17 protein-coding genes and 1 riboswitch are annotated in these 19105 nt (G+C 61.5%); of the genes, 1 reads left to right on the top strand and 16 read right to left on the bottom strand.

The window, feature by feature from the left end:
* Positions 1-125: 125 nt before the first annotated feature.
* A complete protein-coding gene (locus tag HWX48_RS05805) occupies positions 126-491 on the top strand; it encodes an RNA polymerase-binding protein RbpA (protein ID WP_175955518.1) in 366 nt (121 codons plus the stop codon).
* Positions 492-581: 90 nt separating this feature from the next.
* Here HWX48_RS05805 and lnt read toward each other — a convergent pair whose 3' ends face one another.
* From lnt to mihF, 16 genes are all read right to left on the bottom strand, one after another.
* Complete coding sequence (lnt, locus tag HWX48_RS05800; RefSeq protein ID WP_175955516.1) at positions 582-2234, bottom strand: apolipoprotein N-acyltransferase; 1653 nt, start codon at positions 2232-2234, stop codon at positions 582-584.
* On the bottom strand, positions 2231-5032 hold the full coding sequence (locus HWX48_RS05795; RefSeq protein ID WP_175955508.1) for an RNA helicase: 2802 nt from the start codon (positions 5030-5032) through the stop codon (positions 2231-2233). Before HWX48_RS05795 ends, lnt begins: the two co-directional genes overlap by 4 nt.
* Positions 5029-6018 (bottom strand): YafY family protein, encoded by a 990-nt coding sequence (locus HWX48_RS05790; protein ID WP_175955495.1) that lies wholly within the window; start codon positions 6016-6018, stop codon positions 5029-5031. Before HWX48_RS05790 ends, HWX48_RS05795 begins: the two co-directional genes overlap by 4 nt.
* On the bottom strand, positions 6011-7024 hold the full coding sequence (locus HWX48_RS05785) for a YafY family protein (protein ID WP_175955493.1): 1014 nt from the start codon (positions 7022-7024) through the stop codon (positions 6011-6013). The genes HWX48_RS05790 and HWX48_RS05785 overlap by 8 nt, the downstream gene beginning before the upstream one ends.
* Positions 7025-7169: 145 nt before the next feature.
* On the bottom strand, positions 7170-8228 hold the full coding sequence (locus HWX48_RS05780) for an ABC transporter substrate-binding protein (protein ID WP_175955490.1): 1059 nt from the start codon (positions 8226-8228) through the stop codon (positions 7170-7172).
* Positions 8229-8233: 5 nt separating this feature from the next.
* Positions 8234-8998, bottom strand: coding sequence for an ABC transporter permease (locus tag HWX48_RS05775; RefSeq protein WP_254872980.1), 765 nt, complete (start codon positions 8996-8998; stop codon positions 8234-8236).
* A gap of 65 nt (positions 8999-9063) precedes the next feature.
* Positions 9064-9188: riboswitch (FMN riboswitch) on the bottom strand.
* Positions 9189-9290: 102 nt separating this feature from the next.
* On the bottom strand, positions 9291-9953 hold the full coding sequence (rpe, locus tag HWX48_RS05770) for a ribulose-phosphate 3-epimerase (protein ID WP_175955487.1): 663 nt from the start codon (positions 9951-9953) through the stop codon (positions 9291-9293).
* Between the two features lie 86 nt (positions 9954-10039).
* Positions 10040-11515: a transcription antitermination factor NusB gene (locus HWX48_RS05765; RefSeq protein ID WP_175955485.1), complete on the bottom strand. Its 1476-nt coding sequence runs from the start codon at positions 11513-11515 to the stop codon at positions 10040-10042.
* Positions 11515-12507, bottom strand: a complete 993-nt coding sequence (locus HWX48_RS05760) for a methionyl-tRNA formyltransferase (protein WP_368483981.1) — start codon at positions 12505-12507, stop codon at positions 11515-11517. Before HWX48_RS05760 ends, HWX48_RS05765 begins: the two co-directional genes overlap by 1 nt.
* A gap of 100 nt (positions 12508-12607) precedes the next feature.
* Positions 12608-14671, bottom strand: coding sequence for a primosomal protein N' (locus HWX48_RS05755; protein WP_175955481.1), 2064 nt, complete (start codon positions 14669-14671; stop codon positions 12608-12610).
* A 44-nt stretch (positions 14672-14715) separates the two neighbouring features.
* Positions 14716-15315 carry a vitamin K epoxide reductase family protein gene (locus HWX48_RS05750; RefSeq protein WP_254872979.1) on the bottom strand — a complete coding sequence of 200 codons (600 nt, stop codon included), beginning with the start codon at positions 15313-15315 and terminating at the stop codon, positions 14716-14718.
* Positions 15316-15395: 80 nt separating this feature from the next.
* On the bottom strand, positions 15396-16592 hold the full coding sequence (metK, locus tag HWX48_RS05745; protein WP_175955479.1) for a methionine adenosyltransferase: 1197 nt from the start codon (positions 16590-16592) through the stop codon (positions 15396-15398).
* Entirely contained in the window at positions 16589-17830 is a 1242-nt protein-coding gene (gene coaBC, locus HWX48_RS05740; RefSeq protein WP_175955476.1) for a bifunctional phosphopantothenoylcysteine decarboxylase/phosphopantothenate--cysteine ligase CoaBC, read from the bottom strand. Before coaBC ends, metK begins: the two co-directional genes overlap by 4 nt.
* A 6-nt stretch (positions 17831-17836) precedes the next feature.
* Positions 17837-18103, bottom strand: coding sequence for a DNA-directed RNA polymerase subunit omega (gene rpoZ, locus HWX48_RS05735; RefSeq protein ID WP_124867484.1), 267 nt, complete (start codon positions 18101-18103; stop codon positions 17837-17839).
* A 92-nt stretch (positions 18104-18195) separates the two neighbouring features.
* A complete protein-coding gene (gene gmk, locus HWX48_RS05730) occupies positions 18196-18753 on the bottom strand; it encodes a guanylate kinase (RefSeq protein WP_175955474.1) in 558 nt (185 codons plus the stop codon).
* Between the two features lie 19 nt (positions 18754-18772).
* Positions 18773-19084, bottom strand: coding sequence for an integration host factor, actinobacterial type (gene mihF / locus HWX48_RS05725; RefSeq protein WP_175955472.1), 312 nt, complete (start codon positions 19082-19084; stop codon positions 18773-18775).
* Positions 19085-19105: the final 21 nt, after the last annotated feature.

Here is a 19105-nt window from a genome sequence, read left to right as displayed (position 1 = left end):
AATGGAGGCGCGCGACAATCAGCCCAAAGGTGCCCAACGCTAAGAAATTCGCTAAACTTGGCGAGTTGACCTGCGGCGCCCTCGCGCACACCCCTTCGCTTGACGTCTCAAATAAGGAGGACCCCATGGCAGATCGCGCACTCCGTGGTATGCAGATCGGCTCAAAGTCGATGGAATCCGAGGACGGCGTCGTTTTCGCCGAGCGCTTCACCGTCAAATACATGTGCCCATCTGGCCACAGCTTCGAGATGCCCTTTGCTACAGAAGCCACGCCACCTGCAACCTGGGAATGCAAGTGCGGCAAGATGGCTGACATTGTTGGCGATGCCCCTGAGGACGACGAACCCAAGCCTGTCAAGCCCGTGCGCACACACTGGGATATGCTCTGCGAACGCCGTTCAATGGAAGAGCTTGAGCAGGTGCTCAACGAACAACTGACCTTACTACGCGAGGGCCGCTTGCGCCCCGAGGGCGCCTACCGCAAGGGCTAAGCGCCACAATCTTCTCATTCCAGGCTCCCTCGATTGATGGAGCCCGGAATTGTCTGCAGAGCTCACCCGCTTTTCACACGAGCATGCCCTTTACTCCGCCTTTAATCTCACATTGCGCTCCCCTGAACGATAACGCCTCACCACTCCAACAATTCCTGACATAATAATTCCTACGGCAAGGCCCCCCACCATCACATAGCCCGACCAATAGCCCATCCACGCTGCGGGCGTCAACGAGGTCCTCAACGGAAGTGTCCCCACCGCAAATTCGCCACTCTGGCGTCCCGTCCGGGCAAGCACCCCACCATCTGGGCGGATGAGCACGGATTCTCCGGTGGTTGAGACCTGCATGGCCGATCGGGAGAACTCCATCGCCCGAAACCGAGCCATCTGCGCCTGCTGGGCCGACTCTGGTGACGTCCGGAAATGGTAGTTATTCGAGGGAATCACAATAATCTGCCCACCTGAACGAACACCTTCAGCAAGCAGCCCCTCGTAAGCGACTTCAAAACAAATACCGGTCGCCACGGGCAGGCTCCTCCCCTCCCCCACCATCACATCCAGGCGCGAAGAATTTTCAACAGCCTCCATGTCGACACGGACCTGAGCAGCCTCAGTCGCGAGCGAAGAAATGAATTCACGGAAGGGAATGTACTCTCCAAAAGGCACGGGCAATTGCTTGCCATAGAGCGAGCCAAGACCGGGCGTGGGTGCGGTCGCGGGATACCAGGGCCCATAGAGGTTACGAATAACCTCCTTCTGCCCATCATATTCATTAAATCCGACAAGAATTGGGCGTTGTGCCTTGTCAACAATATCCGTCACCAGACGCTCATTCAGCGCATTCACACGAGGATCCCTGTCCAGAGCACCCTCGCCCCAGAAAATCACCTCAACATCGGGAGTCGCCTCCAGCAATTCCTCCGTGACAGCCACATGATTGCCCGTCACCTTCCCCTCAATGGCGTAGGTCTTTGCCCCGGGAATCTCCACATTGCCCTGGACAATACCAACCTTCACCGCACCGGCTTGTTGCTCCGCATAAAGTGGCACTAACGCCGGCAGCACAAGGATTCCAACCAGGCCAACAAGCATCGCCGGACGCGAATACCAGCGCCCACCCTCAAAATCAGGAACCAAAGCGAAGGCCCAGCGCACAAGCACCGCAGCAGCCACCACCGCACTCGCAACAAGCACCTCCCCACCCCACGGCGCCAGGTGCCCCAACGGGGAATCCACCTGAGGGTAGGCAATCTTACCCCACGGGAAACCCGTAAAAGGTGTCGCACTGCGCAAAGTCTCAATGCCCGTCCAGGCCACGATATTGAACGCTATCGAGCCGCGCAAAGTCCGCGCCCACGGCCACACCTGGAAGATTCGCACACACAAACCCCACAGCATCCACCACAGGATCTGCGTCAGCGCCAGCATCACCCAGGGCAACCAACCACCTGAAGCAATCGTTGCCCAATGGACATGAGGGAGCCAGAAAACCGAGCCAAACAGGCCCGCATAAAATATCGCGCCCCAGGCGCGACTGTGGTCGACAACCGCGATGATAAGCGCCAGGGAGATGATTGACGCATACCAGGCACCGACATCAGGAAAAGCCGCCCACATTAAGGCGCCAGCGGCAATCGAACGCCCACTATTCCACAGAAAACGAGACACCCCCACGCGCGAGCCTCGTTGATCGTCCTTTCCGCGAGGTGCCTTGCGGGGACCCTGAGGGTGACGGCTCATACTCCCGACCACGCAACCACGCCACGCATAATCAGGTCACGCGCCTTCTTCGCCCGCTGCTCAAGGTCAGCGTCCTCAAGGAAACGCAGCTGGTCAAGCAGGTCGCACACCTGACGCACCCAGCGCACGAAATCGCCTCCTTGCAGCTCACTGCCCTCCAACGCGGTCGACAGTGACGCCCCCGAAGCCCACGCATAGATCGGAGCCATCAGCCCAGCCTCCAGAGGCGCTGATTGTTCAGCTCCAGCAGCCTTTTCCGCCCCATTGACAGCCGCCTGGGCCGCAAGGGAGGCATCCCAGGCGTGAGCAAGCTGCTGGCCGGGGCTGGTGGGAATAATACGTGCGCTATCCTCCGAGCGCGCCTCGTAGACAAAAGCAGAGGCGATGGCGGCAAGTTCAGCAGGGCCGCAAGCATCCCACGCGCCCTGGCGAATGGCCTGGGCAATGACGAGGTCACGTTCACCGAAGATCCGGCGCAGCTTCTCACCCTCAGGGGTCACCGTATCGCCCGACAAGAAACCGAGAGTCTCCAAAACCTGACAGACCTTATCGAAGGACTTCGCCACCGAGCTGGTACGCCCATCAATAGAGCGCATAAGGCGCTCATACTCACGCTTCTGCCGCGCCCACGCATGCCCTGCCGCCGCATGAGATTCACGCTGCGGGCACTGATGGACAGGGTGCTGACGCAGGGCCCGCTCAAGATGAGCGACCTCATCATCACCGTCAGCGCGCTTTCCTGGGACAGCCAAAGACCCAGCACTCACCAAGTCACGCAAAGCAGCGCCCAGCATGGCGCGCTCCTTAGCTTTGCGCAGCTGAACGGGATTAATCGGGATATTTCCACTGATGGTGATGCCACCGGCGACGTCCTCGGCCCCCATATGATGCCAGCGGCCATCCGTGCCGATCACCTGCACACCGTACTGGCGCGAATTCATGCCTATCGGGTCAATAACCACAGCATGCTGAATCCTGCGTCCCTTCCGGTAGGACACAACATCGCCCCGTTTCGCGTCGTGCAGGACACGGGCAGCCTCGTTCTTCCGGGAGGCCGCAGCCTCACGCTTGGCCTCCTTCTGCTTGCGGGAGATCTCATCACGCAGGGCGAAATACTCCCCGGCATCCCCGCGGTCGCACTCCAGTGTGCCCGCGAGCTCATCCATAGTGCGCTTGACGTGCTTGGCACTTTGAGCGAGCTGCACCACCGCGCCATCGGCCTGGTATTGGGCGAAAGAAGTCTCCAGGACCTCGCGGGTGACAGCGCGCGTCGAGTGACTCAGCAGATTCACCACCATGTTGTAAGTCGGGTGGAAGGCAGAAATGAGCGGGTAGGTGCGTTTTGAGGCAAGGGCAGAAACCTCCTCGGGCGCGACCTTCCCCTTGTGGAGAACAACAGCGTGCCCCTCCGTGTCAATACCGCGACGCCCCGCGCGACCCGACAGCTGCGTGTACTCACCAGCGGACAGGGGCACATGAGCCGAGCCATCCCACTTTTGTAGTGCCTCAATGACGACCGTCCGAGCGGGCATATTAATGCCCAAAGCCAAGGTTTCCGTAGCGTAGACAATCTTGACCAAACCCTGGGTGAAGAGCTTTTCCACCGTCTCTTTCATAACCGGCAACATGCCCGCATGATGGGCAGCAATACCGCGTTCCAGAGCGCGCGCCCAGCGATCCACGCCAAGCACCGCATGATCCTCCACCGGGATAAGGGCGCTCGCAGCTTCTACCTCCTGACGGATCTTACGCGACTGAGTGGACGAGGTCAGGACAATGCCCGAGGCCAGCATCGCACGCACAGCATCCTCACACCCCGCGCGCGAAAAGATAAAGACGATAGCTGGCAAAAGTCCCGCGCGTTCAAGGGTGATGGCCACAGCAGGACGGGATTCAAAACGGCGTGCTACAGCCGCGCCAGCCTCGTCGCGTCCCTTGCGTGCAAAGGTCGAACGGCCACGCATCCGCCCACCCGCCGCAGTGCGGGAACCTCGTCCGTTAAAGACTGCGCTCAAAAGCTCGGGATTCAGGCGCCCCGGCGAGGCTTTCCCGTCCTTCGTGGGCGAGTACAGATCGTAAAGCTCACCGTCAGCGATCATGTGCTGATAGAGGGGCACAGGCCGCTTTTCGGAGACGATAATCCGGCACGAGCCACGCACCTCCTTCATCCATGCGCCAAACTCTTCCGCATTCGACACCGTCGCCGACAGGCCCACAATCGCCACGTGTTCGGGCAGGTGAATAATGACCTCTTCCCACACGGGGCCACGGAACTTATCAGCCAGGTAGTGCACCTCGTCCAAGACCACGTAGGCAAGGGCGGACAGGTCCGTCCCGGCGTAGATCATATTGCGCAGCACTTCCGTGGTCATGACAACGATCGGGGCGCCAGGGTTAATGGAAGTATCGCCCGTGAGCAATCCAACGGCACCCTCACCAAAGCGCTCCTTCAGGTCAGCGAACTTCTGATTCGACAGAGCCTTAATGGGCGTGGTGTAGAAGGCGCGACGTTGATGGGCAACAGCAAGGTGGGTGGCGAACTCGCCTACCACCGTCTTACCGGCACCCGTCGGGGCTGCTACCAGCACGGATTCGCCCTCTTCAAGGGCCTCCATCGCCTCAACCTGGAAAGAGTCTGGCCGAAACCCCAGTGACTCAATAAAGATCGCACGCTCGCTAGCATCGAAACGCTGCTGGTCGCGAAAAGCTTGGAAGCGTTCGGCCGCGCTCAAGGGACGATCGGGGGACGGAGCCTCCTGGGCGTCCTTCTTCCGGTGGCGTTTGCGTGCTGGACTCATAGTTCCAGGGTACCGTCTGCATTGCCTGTCACTTGCCCCCACACCTCAAGGACGTTGCGGGCGTGTTCGCTCATCTCCCCAGCAAGCTGGGCGTCGCTCAGTGCCACGATGGACGAGGCCACCCGCGTAAGAAGATCGCGCACCCACTGGCGATCCCAGATGGGCAATTCGATGGTGAGAGTCTCCGGCGAAGTATGAAGGATGCGGCTGGCGTAGGCCTCTCCCACCCACTGCGCGTCCTTGGTGAGCGTCACCTGCACGGTCGAGGATTCCTCCCGCTGGAGGGGGCGCAGCGCGGGATCGAAGGCCTCCGTACTGATCTCCAAGTCCTCAATACGATCAAGGACAAAGAGACGCAGCGACTGTGCGCTATGGCACCATGCATGGAGCTGCCAGCCAGACGGGCCTTGTTCGAGGGCGAGAGGCTCGACGCGGCGCTCGCTGCGCGCCTGATTGTGCGCGGTGTAGGTGAAGGTCATCATCCGCTGGGCAATCATTGCCTCACGGACCATTTGGAGGGTTGCTCCCCCCTCGGAGCGAGGCATATCCACAATGTTTTCATGCAGGTGAGCGTGGCTGGCACTCATTGCATCCAATGCCATGACCGTTGCGGGGATCGCGTTTTGTTCCGCTTCGTCCAGCAGCGGCGCGATGGCCCGCAGGCCAACGATAATGGTCGCGACCTCCTCGTCGGTGAATGAGGGCGGCAGGTCTAATCCGCGCGTGGAGCGCACAGAAATCGGGGTGGCCAGGCGCTCAGCGCTGCTGGTGCCTTTCTCGGGTTCAAACCAGCTCAGTTCGAAGGATTCTCCTGGCAGGGAATCACGGAAGAGGGTGAGCTGACGCAAGTCGTTTTCGATCTGGCGCAGGCTTCGCCCGAAATGCTCGGCGAGCTCACCAACGGTCGTGCGACGCTGGGGTTGGCGCCCGATCCAGGTCACCATCGCCAGGTAGCGGGCAATGGCATGGGAAGCGTGTTCAGGCATGATTCTTCTCCTCCGCAGTGTCGGCGGCGGCACGAAGCTGCTCGCGTAGGGCCCCAACAAAGGCGGCAGGCTCACGCGGGATGATGTCAGTACCGTGGGCGATGAGGCGCTGTGCCCACACACCCCATTCCTCACGCCGACCACGCACTGCCCTCCACCCACTGGGAGCTGTCGCATCAGCGAGGGTCTGGCAGTCGGTGAGGAAAGGAACATCCGAGCCAATTCTTTGCCACAGCAGGGGCTCGCAGGCGAAATCGTCAAAGGGATTCGTTAGCGACGCTGGTGCAGGCGCGGCGTCCCCGGCCTCGCCCATGAGCTCAACCGGGGGCTCAATACGGCTGAGTTTAAAGAGTCGATCGTCATGCCGGTCATGATCCCAGCCCCACAGGTAGATACTTCGGCCCCGAATAATAAGGTTCCACGGATCTATTCCCCGTTCCATCCGACCGCTGGTGGAGGTGTAGCCAAAGGAAATGGGCTGGCGGCTGGTGATAGCGGTGAGAATGGTGGACAGTTCCGAGGAGCCTTCGATCCCGCCCAGGAGGGTAGGTGGATCGGCTTCCACCGGCGAGGCAACGACGGTGGCCTCACCTCGGTCAGAGACGCTGCGGCGAGGGGCTTCGCTACTGGCCCGCAGCTTGGTTTGCGTGACAGCGGGGTCGGCGAGCGCCCCTCCCTCCCAGGCATCAAAGGCGATGCGAATAAGGGTCATTTGTTGACCGGTGAACTCGATAGCTGCACCTGGTCCAACGCTATCGGGAGCAATGCGGATGCGGCCGCGCTGGTCAGGGTCGGGCTCTTCCTCAAAGCGCACACCAATGGCGCTGAGGGCCTCAAAGTCACGCTTCTGGGTCTCTTGAAGGGCCTTCTCATCGAGGCCCACGTAGCCGGGGATTGCACGGGCCAGCTCAGCGCGGGTCATGCCCTTGCGTGACTCGTAGAGGGCGAAGAAGAGTTCGAGAGCGCGAATATTCGTCGAGGTGGATGTGCCGCCGTTTCGTGCCATGAAGACAACTGTAGAAGAGTTGTCCTCCCTCAGGGGCACGAAACGGCGGCACGAGGTAAGGTCGGGAAACACCTGCGGCTCAGGCGTATTGCGCCTCGCTTGTCACCGCGCCGGGCTTGTCACAGGAGTTCCCTCGTCGTGGACTCTACTCGTAGCAGGCGTTCGTCACGGCGGCCTCAACGTCAGGTTTTTCCTTGAGCAGTCCCGGGATCGTCAGGTAGAAGTCAGCCATTTGCTGCCACAGGGCAAGGTCTTGAGGCCCTGCGTAGGTGCCGTCCCCGCCGTCAAAGAGAGTGGCGGTGGCCTTGAGGACCGCGCGGGCCCCCTCAACCTGACCGGCCTCACTCAGGCCAGTGTCACGTCGCTGAGTGGCTTCGATCGCCAGCTGCGGTTGCTCAACGGCACGGCGGATCCCAGCGGCAGTGCCCTGCACGACCTGGCATGCGATGTCCTCATTCTTCTCAAACCACTCGCGGCGGGTCACAAGGGAGGCAGACACAAGGGGCACCTCGCCCATCATCTCCAGGGTACGGACCTTCATGCCGGCAGCATCGAAACGTACGGGCTCATTATTGGAGAAGGCCACGATTGCGTCGACCTGCCCGCCAGCTAGTGCGGCCTGCTGCGTGTAACCAATGGAGACAACCTCAATGTCGTCCTTGCTCATGCTGGCACCACGTAGGATCGCCAGCAGACCAAACCATGAGGAACCGTACTCGCCAGGCACGCCCACCTTCTTACCTCGAAGGTCAGTGATGCTACGGATCGCGGAGTCCTCTGGAACCACGATGGTCACAGGGTATTGCTGGTAGTAGCTGCCCACGGCTACAAGATCCATGCCCTGCTCGCGGGCCTGATAAACCTCATCACCCGAGGCCAAGACCATGTCCTCCTCGCCTGCCATGAGAGCGGTAAAGAGGCCCTCATCACCACCGTGGTGGCGCACTGAAATATCCAATCCCGCAGCACGATAGATCCCCTCGTCCTCAGCGACGTACACGGGAGAGAATTGCACATTGGGGATGTAGGTGAGCCCCAGGGTGACGCCGCTACCATCGCGGGGGGTCGGCGTCGCCGACGACGACGCGGACTCAGGCGTAGATTGGGCGCTCCCTTGGGTGGGTGCAGTGGTGCAGGCAGCAAGGGCGAGGGTGAAGCTGCAGGTGACAGTGGCCGCGACGATGCGGCGCAATGCGCGTGGCATGGGTTTTAACCTTCCTCGAGGTAGCGAGCCTCGATATAGCGGATGCTTTGGTAGATGGTCACGGAGAGCAGGCACAGCAGAGCGATGGTGGCGAACATGCCCGCCGTGTCGAGGTTGTTGCGGCTTTGGACGAGAAGTTGCCCAAGGCCCTGCCCACCCATCACCATTTCGCCAACAATGGCGCCGGTAATGGACAGGGTGAAGCCATTGCGAACACCGGCCAAAATGGAGGGCGCTGCCAGCGGGGCTTCGAGTTGAGAAAGCATGACCCACCCCGATGCGCCGTCAAGAGATGCGGCCTCGATAATGTCGCGATCCAGGGTGCGCAGCCCCACCACGGTGGAGATGAGGATAGGGAAGAAAACGATGAGTGCGCACAGCAGGGAAATGGCGAGGGTGCCGTAGCCCACCCACAGAACAAGCAGTGGAGCGAGGGCGATCGCTGGCAGGGATTGGGTGGCACCCAGGAAAGGTTCAACGGCCGCTCGAATGATGCAGTTGCGGTAGATGAGGTAGGCCGTCGGGAGGGCAACGGCAGCGCCGATAACAGAACCAAGCGCGGCTTCGGTGGCGGTGACGCCAATGTGTCGCCAGATGCTGGGATTGAGCAGCATACTGAGGAAGCGCTCAAGCACAGTGGAAGGCGATGGGAGTCTCCACTCCTCCACTGTGCGTGCGGCGGAGATGCTCCACGCGGCAAGCAGCAGCGTGAGGAGGATGAGGGGTGCAGCAACGGTCTTCCAGGATCGTTGAGCCACTCGAGTCGCCACGGTTACCTTCCTTGGTCCGGGGCGCGCGCAAACAGCGACAGGTAGCAGCGTGCGCGCTGCTACCACTCGCGTTCCTCCCATCCGGACTTTAACCGTCGGTGCTGGAATTTCACCAGCTCAACCGCGCAGTGTTGCACGGGTCGCGGACTATCACCGCCGGTTCGGACTTTCACCGACCCCGGAACGTTCCTCCTATTGTGCCACGAAATAGCGTGCGGAGACAGAACAGCGAGGATTAACAGTGTCGCTGTTAATCCTCGCTGCGGGCTGCGAGCTCGTGCCAGCCCTGCTGTCAGTGGCAGTGCTTGAGGGCAAGCTCGCGGAGGGCCTCGACCTCGGCGTAGGCATCCTCGGCCTTAAAGACGGCCGATCCTGCGACGAAGTTATCAGCACCAGCCTCGGCAGCCAATTCAATGGTGGCCCGTGAAATACCGCCATCAACCTGGATGGACACCTCCAGGCCGGAAGCGTTAATCGCTTCGCGAGTGCGGCGAATCTTCGGGATCATCGAGTCAATAAAAGACTGTCCGCCAAAGCCGGGTTCAACAGTCATGACCAGGATCATGTCAAACTCAGAGAGAATGTCAACAAAGGGGGCGATATCGGTGGCAGGACGCAGAGCCAAGCCAGCCCGTGCGCCCTTGGCGTGAAGTTCGCGAGCCAAACGCAGGGGCGCGGTGGCGGCCTCAGCGTGGAAGGTCACGGAGGCGCAGCCAGCCTCAGCGTAGGCGGGGGCCCAACGGTCGGGGTCCTCAATCATGAGGTGGGCGTCAACGGGTAGGATGCCCGACTGGACGACGGATTCAACGACGGGAAGCCCCCATGACAGGTTCGGAACGAAGTGATTGTCCATGACATCCACATGCGCGAGGTCTGCGCTCTCAATGAGCTTGAGTTGACCACGCAGGTCACCAATATCGCAGTTGAGAATGGAGGGGGAAATGGTGGGCTTCATTGATCGAATCCTTGGTCAGTATCAACATTGACGTGTGTTTCAATTCTACGTCAGTGCGTGACAGGTACTTCTAGGCCTTTTTGCGCCTAAGGCTTCTTGCGGAACGCAGCCATGAACATCAGGTCCGTGCCGTGGCGGTGCTGCCACAGCTGCAGGGTGCGCCCCTCTCCCCCACCCTTTACCCGGCCAGCGTCCTGGGGAATATCAAGGGGCAGGGGCGCGCATTCTTGGGCGATCTGCACAGTGTCGAGAAGTTCGACCTCTCCTGCATCCAGCAGGGCTTCAACCTGATCGCGGGTTTCTGCCAAGTGGGGTGAGCAGGTCACGTAGGTGATGATGCCACCGGGACGCGTCAGAGCGCAGGCGCGTTCAAGCAGGTCACGCTGCAGCGGTAGCAGTTCAGCGAGGTTTTCCGCATCCTTTCGCCAACGCGATTCTGGGCGCCGCCGCATGGATCCCATACCGGTGCAGGGCACGTCAACGATCACCCGGTCGTAGGAGGCCAAAGGGTAGGAGGTGTTGGGTCCCCCCAGTGTGCGTCCATCCCCAGAGATCACCGTGACATTGTCCAGAGCGCGGCTGGCGCGTTCAACGAGGCGCGCACGATGGGAGTGCATCTCATTAGCCAGGAGTGTGGCGCCACGTTCAGCTCCAATAGCAGCAAGGAGGGTCGCTTTACCGCCCGGGCCAGCGCAGAGGTCAAGCCAGCGTTCGTCACTGCCTTCAAGGGGCGCGGCGGCGGCAACGAAGGCGGCCAGCTGGGAGCCCTCATCCTGCGCACCTGCGAGGCCCTGACGTACCGAGGGGAGGAGTGCCGGGTCGCCCGATTCGATGAGCACCGCCACTTCGGACACGTCACCGGGGGCCACACGGGTGTGGAGGATGTCCTCGGCCTCGTCAGCCAGGTCAGCGGGATGGATCAGACCAGGACGGGCAACAAGGGTGACGATGGGAGCGACATTGTCGGCAGAGAGGAGTTCTTCAAGCTCACCCGCGTTATAACCGTGTCCTTCAAGGGCGTCGCGGAAGGCGCGAACCATCCACTCGGGGTGGGCGTACTCGATAGCCAGGCGCTCGTCGTGAGGCAGTTCAGCCATGGCGTCACGCAGTGCGTCCTCGCCGCTTCGCTGGATGGAGCGCAGCACAGCGTTGACCATCTTCGAGGGGCCCTCGGTGACGAGGTGACGGGCAAGGTCCACGGTGGAGGCAATCGCCGCGTGATCTGGCACGCGCATCGCCAGCATCTGATGGACGCCCAGGCGTAGGAGGTTACGCACGGGGGGGTCAATATCGGCCAGGGGACGTGAGAGGTGACGGGCGATCACCCAATCCCAGGTGCCCTGATGGCGCAGCGTGCCGTACACCAGTTCCGAGGCGAAGGCCGCATCGCGGGCATCAAAGCCGCGATAGTCCTCGCGTGCCTGACGCAGAGCTTTGGGCAGGACGAGGTTAGCGTAGGCGCCCTCTTCATTGACCTGCTCAAGGACGGTGTAGGCCACCATGCGCGCCGGGTCAATATCTTTGAGAGCGCGGTAGCCGTCAGCGTAGCGATGCGTCGCCATTACTTCTCCTCTCCCTCAGGCTGGTGTGATGCGCCCAGGCGAGTGCCGGGCTCGAGGCGGGCTCCACGTGCCCATGCGGGGGCGTCCATCCACCCCTTGCCCGCTGGCGCGACCTGGCCAAGAGCGACCCACCCGTCGGAGCAGGCCACGTAGACCGCCTTTCTCGCAGCATGCACGGTGCCAGAAGGAGCAGTGGGAGGACAGCCGACGGGAAGGTCCTGCGTGTCCACGTGGGTGACGGGCCCCAACTTGAGGCGTCGCGCTTCGGGGAGGAGCGTCCAGGCACCCGGGTTGGAGGTGAAGGCACGGATATGCGCGTCTGTCTGCGAGCAGGTGCCGTTAAAGGTGATGAAGCCTTCTCCGGGCAGCAGGCGCGCCGCATGAGTAATTGCAGCACCATCTTCGCCCTCGTCCTGCGGGGTCGAGGCGGCTGTCCCCGCCTCCATAGCATCCAGGAGGGCGACCATCTGCGCCCCACCGGCAACAGACATGCGTTCAAGCAATTCATCAGAGGTTTCAACGCCGATTATCACCTCCTCACGCGAAAACACGGGCCCTGTATCCAGTCCAGCCTCAAGCTGGAAGATACACGAGGCCGTGCGCGCGTCCCCTGCCATAATCGCGCGTTGCACGGGGGCAGCGCCCCGCCAGCGAGGAAGATCAGAGAAGTGAAGGTTCACCCAGCCTCGTGTGGGCATGTCGAGAACCACCTGAGGGATGAGCGCCCCGTAGGCCACCACGACACCGAGTTCGGCACCAATGGCCGCGATTGCCTCACACGTCGCATCCTCACGCATGTTGGCGGCCTCAATGAGAGGAATCCCGTGGGTGTGAGCGAGCTCAGCAACGGGAGAGGGCACGAGCTTACGGCCTCGTCCTGCGCGGGCAGGTGGCCGGGTGATCACGGCAACGACCTCATGGGAAGACTCAATCAAGGCAGCCAGGGTGGGGACAGCAGCGGTAGGAGTACCAGCAAAAATAATGCGCACCATCCAAGTTTACAGGCGCCCCTCACGCCAGGACCGAGCCGCAGCTATGACCATGCTCTCCGCAGCCCTCCTGCCCGGCATGAAAGGCTTAACCAAGAGTCTCCTAGAACAGCTCGGGCGGGTTGACACTCATGCGCAGCATCGGGCGCTTATGGGCCGAACGCACCTGCTGAATACCGCGCAGGGCTTCGAGCAGTTCAGCGCTGCGCGCACGAGAGGCGCGCACGAGGGCACGCACCTCAACAGACAGCGGATCGGCGTTCGCCTCGTCCTCCATGTAGCTACCGCGCCGAGGCACCGTGCCGACATGCTCACACTCAGTGGAGGCACTCAGATCACGGATGAGTGCTTCAATCTCTCCCAGCGGACCATCAATAGCGACAATCGTGGCAGCCGGGAAAAAAGCGAGCTCCACGCGTTCCTCAAGAGCCTGAGTCGCAAAATGCGTAGGGTCCCATCGGATGAGGGATTGGGCAAGCAGAGGCTCCACTCCCCCAACGACCATCGCCTGAGCCCCGCCATGCCCATCCCCCCGCACAGGAGCGATGCGCAGGAGCGCACAAGCATTCATCCAACGACGCAAAGCCTCCTGCGGGGCCCACAGTTCTGAGCGCCCCGCAATCGCCGGAGCGTCCACGATCAAAACCGCCGCGTATCCGCCATCAGCCCGCGGTTCAGCACCCGGCGTGGCCACCACGAGGCGCGGCTTCGTATCCACACGATCAACGACCCCGCGTTGGGCGGAGGACACTGTCAAAGGAATCCCAGGGAATGCACGCCCCAGGTCCTCCGCAGTTCGATCAGAGCCCACACGGAAGGCCCGCAGCTGACTGCCGTGGCACTGAGGACAGCGCCAATGCTCCGTGTCGCGACTGCACCATGAGCAGGTGATCGTGCGCGAAGCCGTCACAGAAAGAACGCCGTGACAATGCGTGCAGCGCGCGGGCTTTCGACAGCCCTGGCAGGCAATCGCGGGGGCATATCCACTCAGAGGCACCTGCACTAGGACGGGTCCTTCCTTCACCGCCTGGCGGAGCATCTGCTGAGCACTCGTCGGAATCTGCAGGTGAGCAGACAGCCCTTCCCTCTCGCGATCAAAGTCATCGGGAACAACGACGCGTGGAGCAAGAGTGCGGCGCTCTTCCCAACCAGCATGCAGAGACTGCGCCCAGCGCGACGCCACCAAGGAATGAGCCTTCACCGAACGCGCCCATGCCCCTACCAACAGGGCGCAGCCGTGAAGATGAGCGCGAGCCACAGCAATATCCAGGGCGTCGACACGTGGAGCGCGCTGCTCACGCAGGCGATCATCCCCGTCATCCCACACGATGACAAGGCCAATATCTGGCAGCGGGGTCCAGGCAGCAGACCGAGTCCCCACGAGCACATCGCACTGCCCGTCAAGAGCTGTGAGATAGGAGGCGTATCGATCACGCGAGGAGAGCTCGCCGTGAAGGAGGCTCACACGCGCACGAGGTAAGGCCGCACGAATAGTCGCAGCTTCCGCCTCCGCTTGCTGGGAGGTTGGACAAATGAAGAGGACGCGCCTACCCGAATGGAGGCAGGCGACGAGAACCTCGTGGAGTTGCTCCTCGCGGTTGCCTGGAAGAGCGGCCCACACTCCGCGCGGGTTCTTGCCCGAAGCGAGGGCGTGAAGGAAGGCGACTCCATCCTCGTGGGACGACCATGCGCTCCCTTCAGCATCCTCCTGCCACCCGCCTCCGGCGGCGTCGACCACCGCGTCCCGAGGATGGGAGGGGCGCCGGGAGTGTGACGCGTGTTCCTCTTCCGCACCCGCGTGGCGTGGCGGAATAGCAAGAGAAAGCACCTGAGGAAGGGTAGCCAAGGATCGGCGGGCAACGTGGGTCCCGTACTCGACAAGCTCGGGCGTCACGACAGGCAGGCGAGAAATGACCGATTCGATGGGACGCAGCGAACGATGTTCGGGCACGATCCGGTCACGCTCAATAATCCATCCTGTGTGCGCCCGACCGGCCACGGTCACCTTCACCGTGTGCCCCACCTGAGCCCCATCGCTGAGATGCTCGGGAATCTGATAGTCGAGGAGCTTATCGAGGTGCGGCAGGTCGGTGTCGACAAGAACGCGCGCAATATCAACGGGAGAAGCTTCCTCCTCCAAGCCGGGAAAAGCGCCTTGAACACTCATGGCTCTAGTAACTCACATCCACCCCGCATCTGCGTGATGAATGCTCAACTCAGGAGCGTCACCCCGTAGCGGGCAACGAGCATCGCAAGAAGAATAAAGAGGAACAACCCGGTAAATGCCCAGTCCAAACCCTGCTCAACAATGCGGCGCAGCCAAGCCGGTGCAGGAAGACTACCGTCGCGGATATTCATGCGGGTCAGTCCTGCCCACACCAGGGTCGTCGTGGCGGTAATGAGTAAGCACCAGGGGCACAGGACGCGGATCACGAAGTAGGACTGGTAGAAGAGCCACAGCGCGAAACCCAGTCCGATGGTGTACAGCAATTCAACACAGAGCATGTACCAGCGTGGGAAACGCACGCCAGCAACGATCGCCACCGACACCGCCAAGACGACGGTTTCGAAAAAGATCCCCAGGAAGGCATTAGGGAATCCGAGGACCTGCGCTTGCGGGGTCTGGGCCACAGCAGAGCAGGAAATGACGCTATTAACGTCGCAGCCGAAGGAGGCATCCGCGTTGGAAGCAAGCACCCACGCTTCGATCGAGAGAACGAAGGATGCGTAGAGGCCAATCACGCCGGAAATAATCATTTCCAGGGCGGTGCGTGTGCGCCATGCGGTGGACTCACGAGGCTCAGCTGACATCAGTGCTCCTTGGGCGGGAATAACGTGCTGATAGCGTGTGCGTATCGGCGGGATACACACACGCTATCAGTTCACGGCGGTTAGTTGTTGAACGCTGCCAGAAGGTCGTCGGTCTTGGTGAGCGCCTCCCAGGGGAAGATATCTCGACCGAAGTGACCATAAGCCGTGGTTGGCGTGTAGATCGGACGGAGCAGATCAAGGTCGGCGATCATGCCTGCGGGGCGAAGGTCGAAAACTTCTTCGACGGCGCGGGCGATCTCATGATCGGGAGCAACACCGGTGCCGAAGGTGTCAACGTAGAGGCCGACGGGGTGCGCCCGGCCAATCGCGTAAGCAACTTGAATTTCGCAACGACGAGCCAGGCCAGCAGCGACGACATTCTTTGCGGCCCACCGCGCGGCGTAGGCGGCTGAACGGTCCACCTTCGATGGATCCTTACCTGAGAATGCGCCGCCGCCATGGCGGGCCATACCGCCGTAGGTGTCAACGATAATCTTGCGGCCGGTCAGGCCGGCGTCGCCTGTCGGGCCACCGATCACGAAGCGGCCGGAGGGGTTGACGAGAATCTGTGCGTCGTCAGCATCAAGATCAAGTCCGCTATTGGCCAGGACGGGGGCAATGACGAGTTCGCGGATTCCCTCGTTAAGTTCGGCGAGGGTCCTTTCGGGTGCATGCTGGGTAGAAACGACGATGGTGCTGACACTGACGGGACGATCCGCCTCGTATCCGAGGGTCACCTGTGTCTTACCGTCGGGGCGAAGTCCATCCATAAGGCCCTCGTGACGCACCTGTGCGAGGCGCTCAGCAAGGCGGTGTGCGAGCCAGATGGGGGCGGGCATGAGGTCGGGGGTTTCATCGGAGGCGTAGCCGAACATGAGGCCCTGGTCGCCTGCGCCCTGGCGGTCGCGCTCATCGCGGTCCTCGTGGGTGCGCACCTCGAGGGCATTGCTCACACCGCCAGCGATATCGGGGCTTTGCTGGCCGATGGAGATGGAGACACCGCAGGAGGCGCCGTCAAAGCCAACCTCGGAGGAGGTGTAGCCGATGGCGGAGATTTCTTCGCGGATAATCTGGGGAATCTCGACGTAGGTGTCGGTGGTGACCTCACCAGCGACGTGTACTAAGCCAGTGGTCACCATTGTTTCAACGGCGACGCGAGCATGGGGGTCTGCTGCTAAGAGAGCGTCGAGGATCGCGTCGGAAATGCGGTCACATACTTTGTCGGGATGGCCCTCGGTCACAGATTCCGAGGTGAATAAACGCAGTTGAGAAGTCACCGCTCCATCGTACTCGCCACGATGGCGCTCACGCGATCAAGGATGGCGCAGGCGACATCGTCCTTACTGCCCGAGGCGCTGCCGACAACCTGGCCGTCGCGGTCGAGGAAGTGGACGTCATTGGGGACGTCTCCAAAACCTCGTCCTTGCCCTACCGGGTTGACGACAAGCAGGTCAGCCCCCTTCCTTCGGGCTTTTTCCTGCCCAAAAGCAAGCACTTGTTCACGTGTTCCTGTTTCTGCGGCAAAGCCGACGAGGCATGCGGGGCGCTGCGGGGAACGTGCGAGGCCGGCCAGGATGTCGGGTGTTCGTTCGAGGAGAATCTGAGGAACGTCTGTTTCCTCACTCTTTTTGAGTTTCATCTGCGCCGGCGCGAGAGGCCGGTAGTCGGCGACCGCCGCTGCCATGACAACAATGTCAACCTCGGGCAAGAGTGCGGTGACAGCTGCTTCCATATCGGCTGCGCTCACGACGGGCACAATGCGGACCCCGTCGGGAAGAAGTGACGCCTCAATATTGGCGCTCACCAGAGTCACTGATGCTCCGCGACGGGCAGCGCAGCGAGCGATAGCAATACCCTGTCGTCCTGAGGAGTGATTGCCAATGAAGCGAACGGGATCAATCGCTTCATGGGTGCCGCCTGCGGTGATGAGAATCCTTTGTCCGGCAAGGTCAGAGTGGTCTTCGGAGGGCATGGGGATAGTGGCATCGCTGGGAAGATAACTCAGTGCGATGCGCGCGATCTCTTCGGGTTCGGGCATGCGCCCCTTCCCGCTGTCTCCGGAGGAAAGCGCACCCTCAATGGGGTCAATGATGTGCACGCCGCGTTCGGCCAAAACCTGACAGTTGTCCTGGGTGGCGGGGTGTTCCCACATGGCAGTGTGCATCGCGGGAGCAATGAGGACGGGACAGCGCGCGGCGAGCACCGTTGTTGTCAGCAGGTCATTGGCCATGCCTGCGCGCATGCGGGCCATGAGATCAGCCGTCGCTGGCGCGATGACGATGAGGTCGGCATTACGTGCGATCTCAACATGGTCGGCACCTCCGGCTTCGAAGACACCCGTGTAGACGGGGGCGCCGCTGAGGGCTTCCCAGGTGGCTGTGCCGACGAACTCGAGTGCGGCGGGTGTGGGAATCACCCGTACCTGGTGTCCGGCACGGGTGATTTCACGAACGAGGGTGGCCGCTTTAAAAGCGGCGACTCCCCCACCGACTCCGACGACGACGGTGGCGGTCATGATGGGTCAGGCCTCGGGGTCAGCCTCGAGGCTCAGCAGACCCTCATCAATCTCACGCAGGGCGATAGCCAAGGGCTTCTCGTCGGGTTCAACGTCGACAACGGGGCCAACGAACTGAATGACGTTCTGCTCAAGCTGGCGGTTGTAGGAGTTGATCTGTCGGGCACGCTTCGCTGCGAAGATCACCAGGGCGTACTTCGAGTCAACGTGCTCAAGCAGGTCGTCAATCGGAGGGTAGGTGATACCTTCGGGCTGGGCGACAATTCCGGACATGTGTTGATTCTCCTCAGTACTGGACCCTGATAGGACGGCTCAGGTGCGCATCGGATGCGATGCGCCGACCACGGCCTTCGAGTCTAACCGAACTATTTTAGGCCCATCAAGGCGGCTATCTCCACGGCAGCACGCTCAACGTCGTCATTTATCACTGTGGTATCGAACTCTGCCTGTGCGGCAAGTTCGGTGCGCGCAGTGGCCAGGCGGCGCTGTTGCTGTTCGGGGGTCTCAGTTCCTCGCCCGATCAGGCGGCGTTCCAGCTCTTCCCATGAGGGGGGAGCGAGAAAGACGAGCTGCGCCTCGGGCATGGCCTGACGGACCTGTCGGGCGCCTTCAAGATCGATTTCAAGAAGGACGGGGCGTCCGGCGGCGAGGTGTTCTTCAACGGGTCCACGCGGCGTGCCGTATCGGTTTCCGCCGAAGACCTGCGCCCACTCAAGAAAGCCATCGTTTCCGAGGAGTTCATCGAATTCTTCCTCGCTGAGGAAGAAGTAGTTCACGCCGTGTTGTTCGCCAGGGCGAGGATCTCGCGTGGTGGCCGATACGGAGACGATGAGCTCGGGATGGAGATCCTTGAGAGCAGAGACGACGGTTCCTTTACCGACGCCGCTCGGACCAACGAGGACGGTCAGGCGCGCATGAGTCATGCACACCATCTTGCCACGTTCAGCCGAAGCGCTTCACCAGTGCGTCGCGCTGGACGGGGCCAAGACCGCGAATGCGTCGAGACTGTGCGATCTTGTATTCATCCATGAGGATCGAGGCAGTATTGACACCGACTCGAGGAAGAGCCTCAAGCAGGGAGACAACCTTCATCTTGGCGACGGCCTCGTCGGTAGCTGCGAGGTCGAGAACCTCAGACAGCTTCATTTCCCTTGCCTTGAGTGCTGCCTTGACCTCAGCACGACGACGACGTGCGCGGGTGGCCTTCTCGAGGGCCTCCGCACGCTGTTGCGGGGTCAAATCCGGTAGAGCCATGAGCTCTCTCCCTCACCATAT

The sequence above is a fragment of the Schaalia sp. Marseille-Q2122 genome, assembly GCF_903645355.1.
GTDB lineage: Bacteria > Actinomycetota > Actinomycetes > Actinomycetales > Actinomycetaceae > Pauljensenia.
The sequence above is the reverse complement of the archived record's forward strand: the minus strand, read 5'-3'. Positions and strand labels throughout refer to the sequence as shown.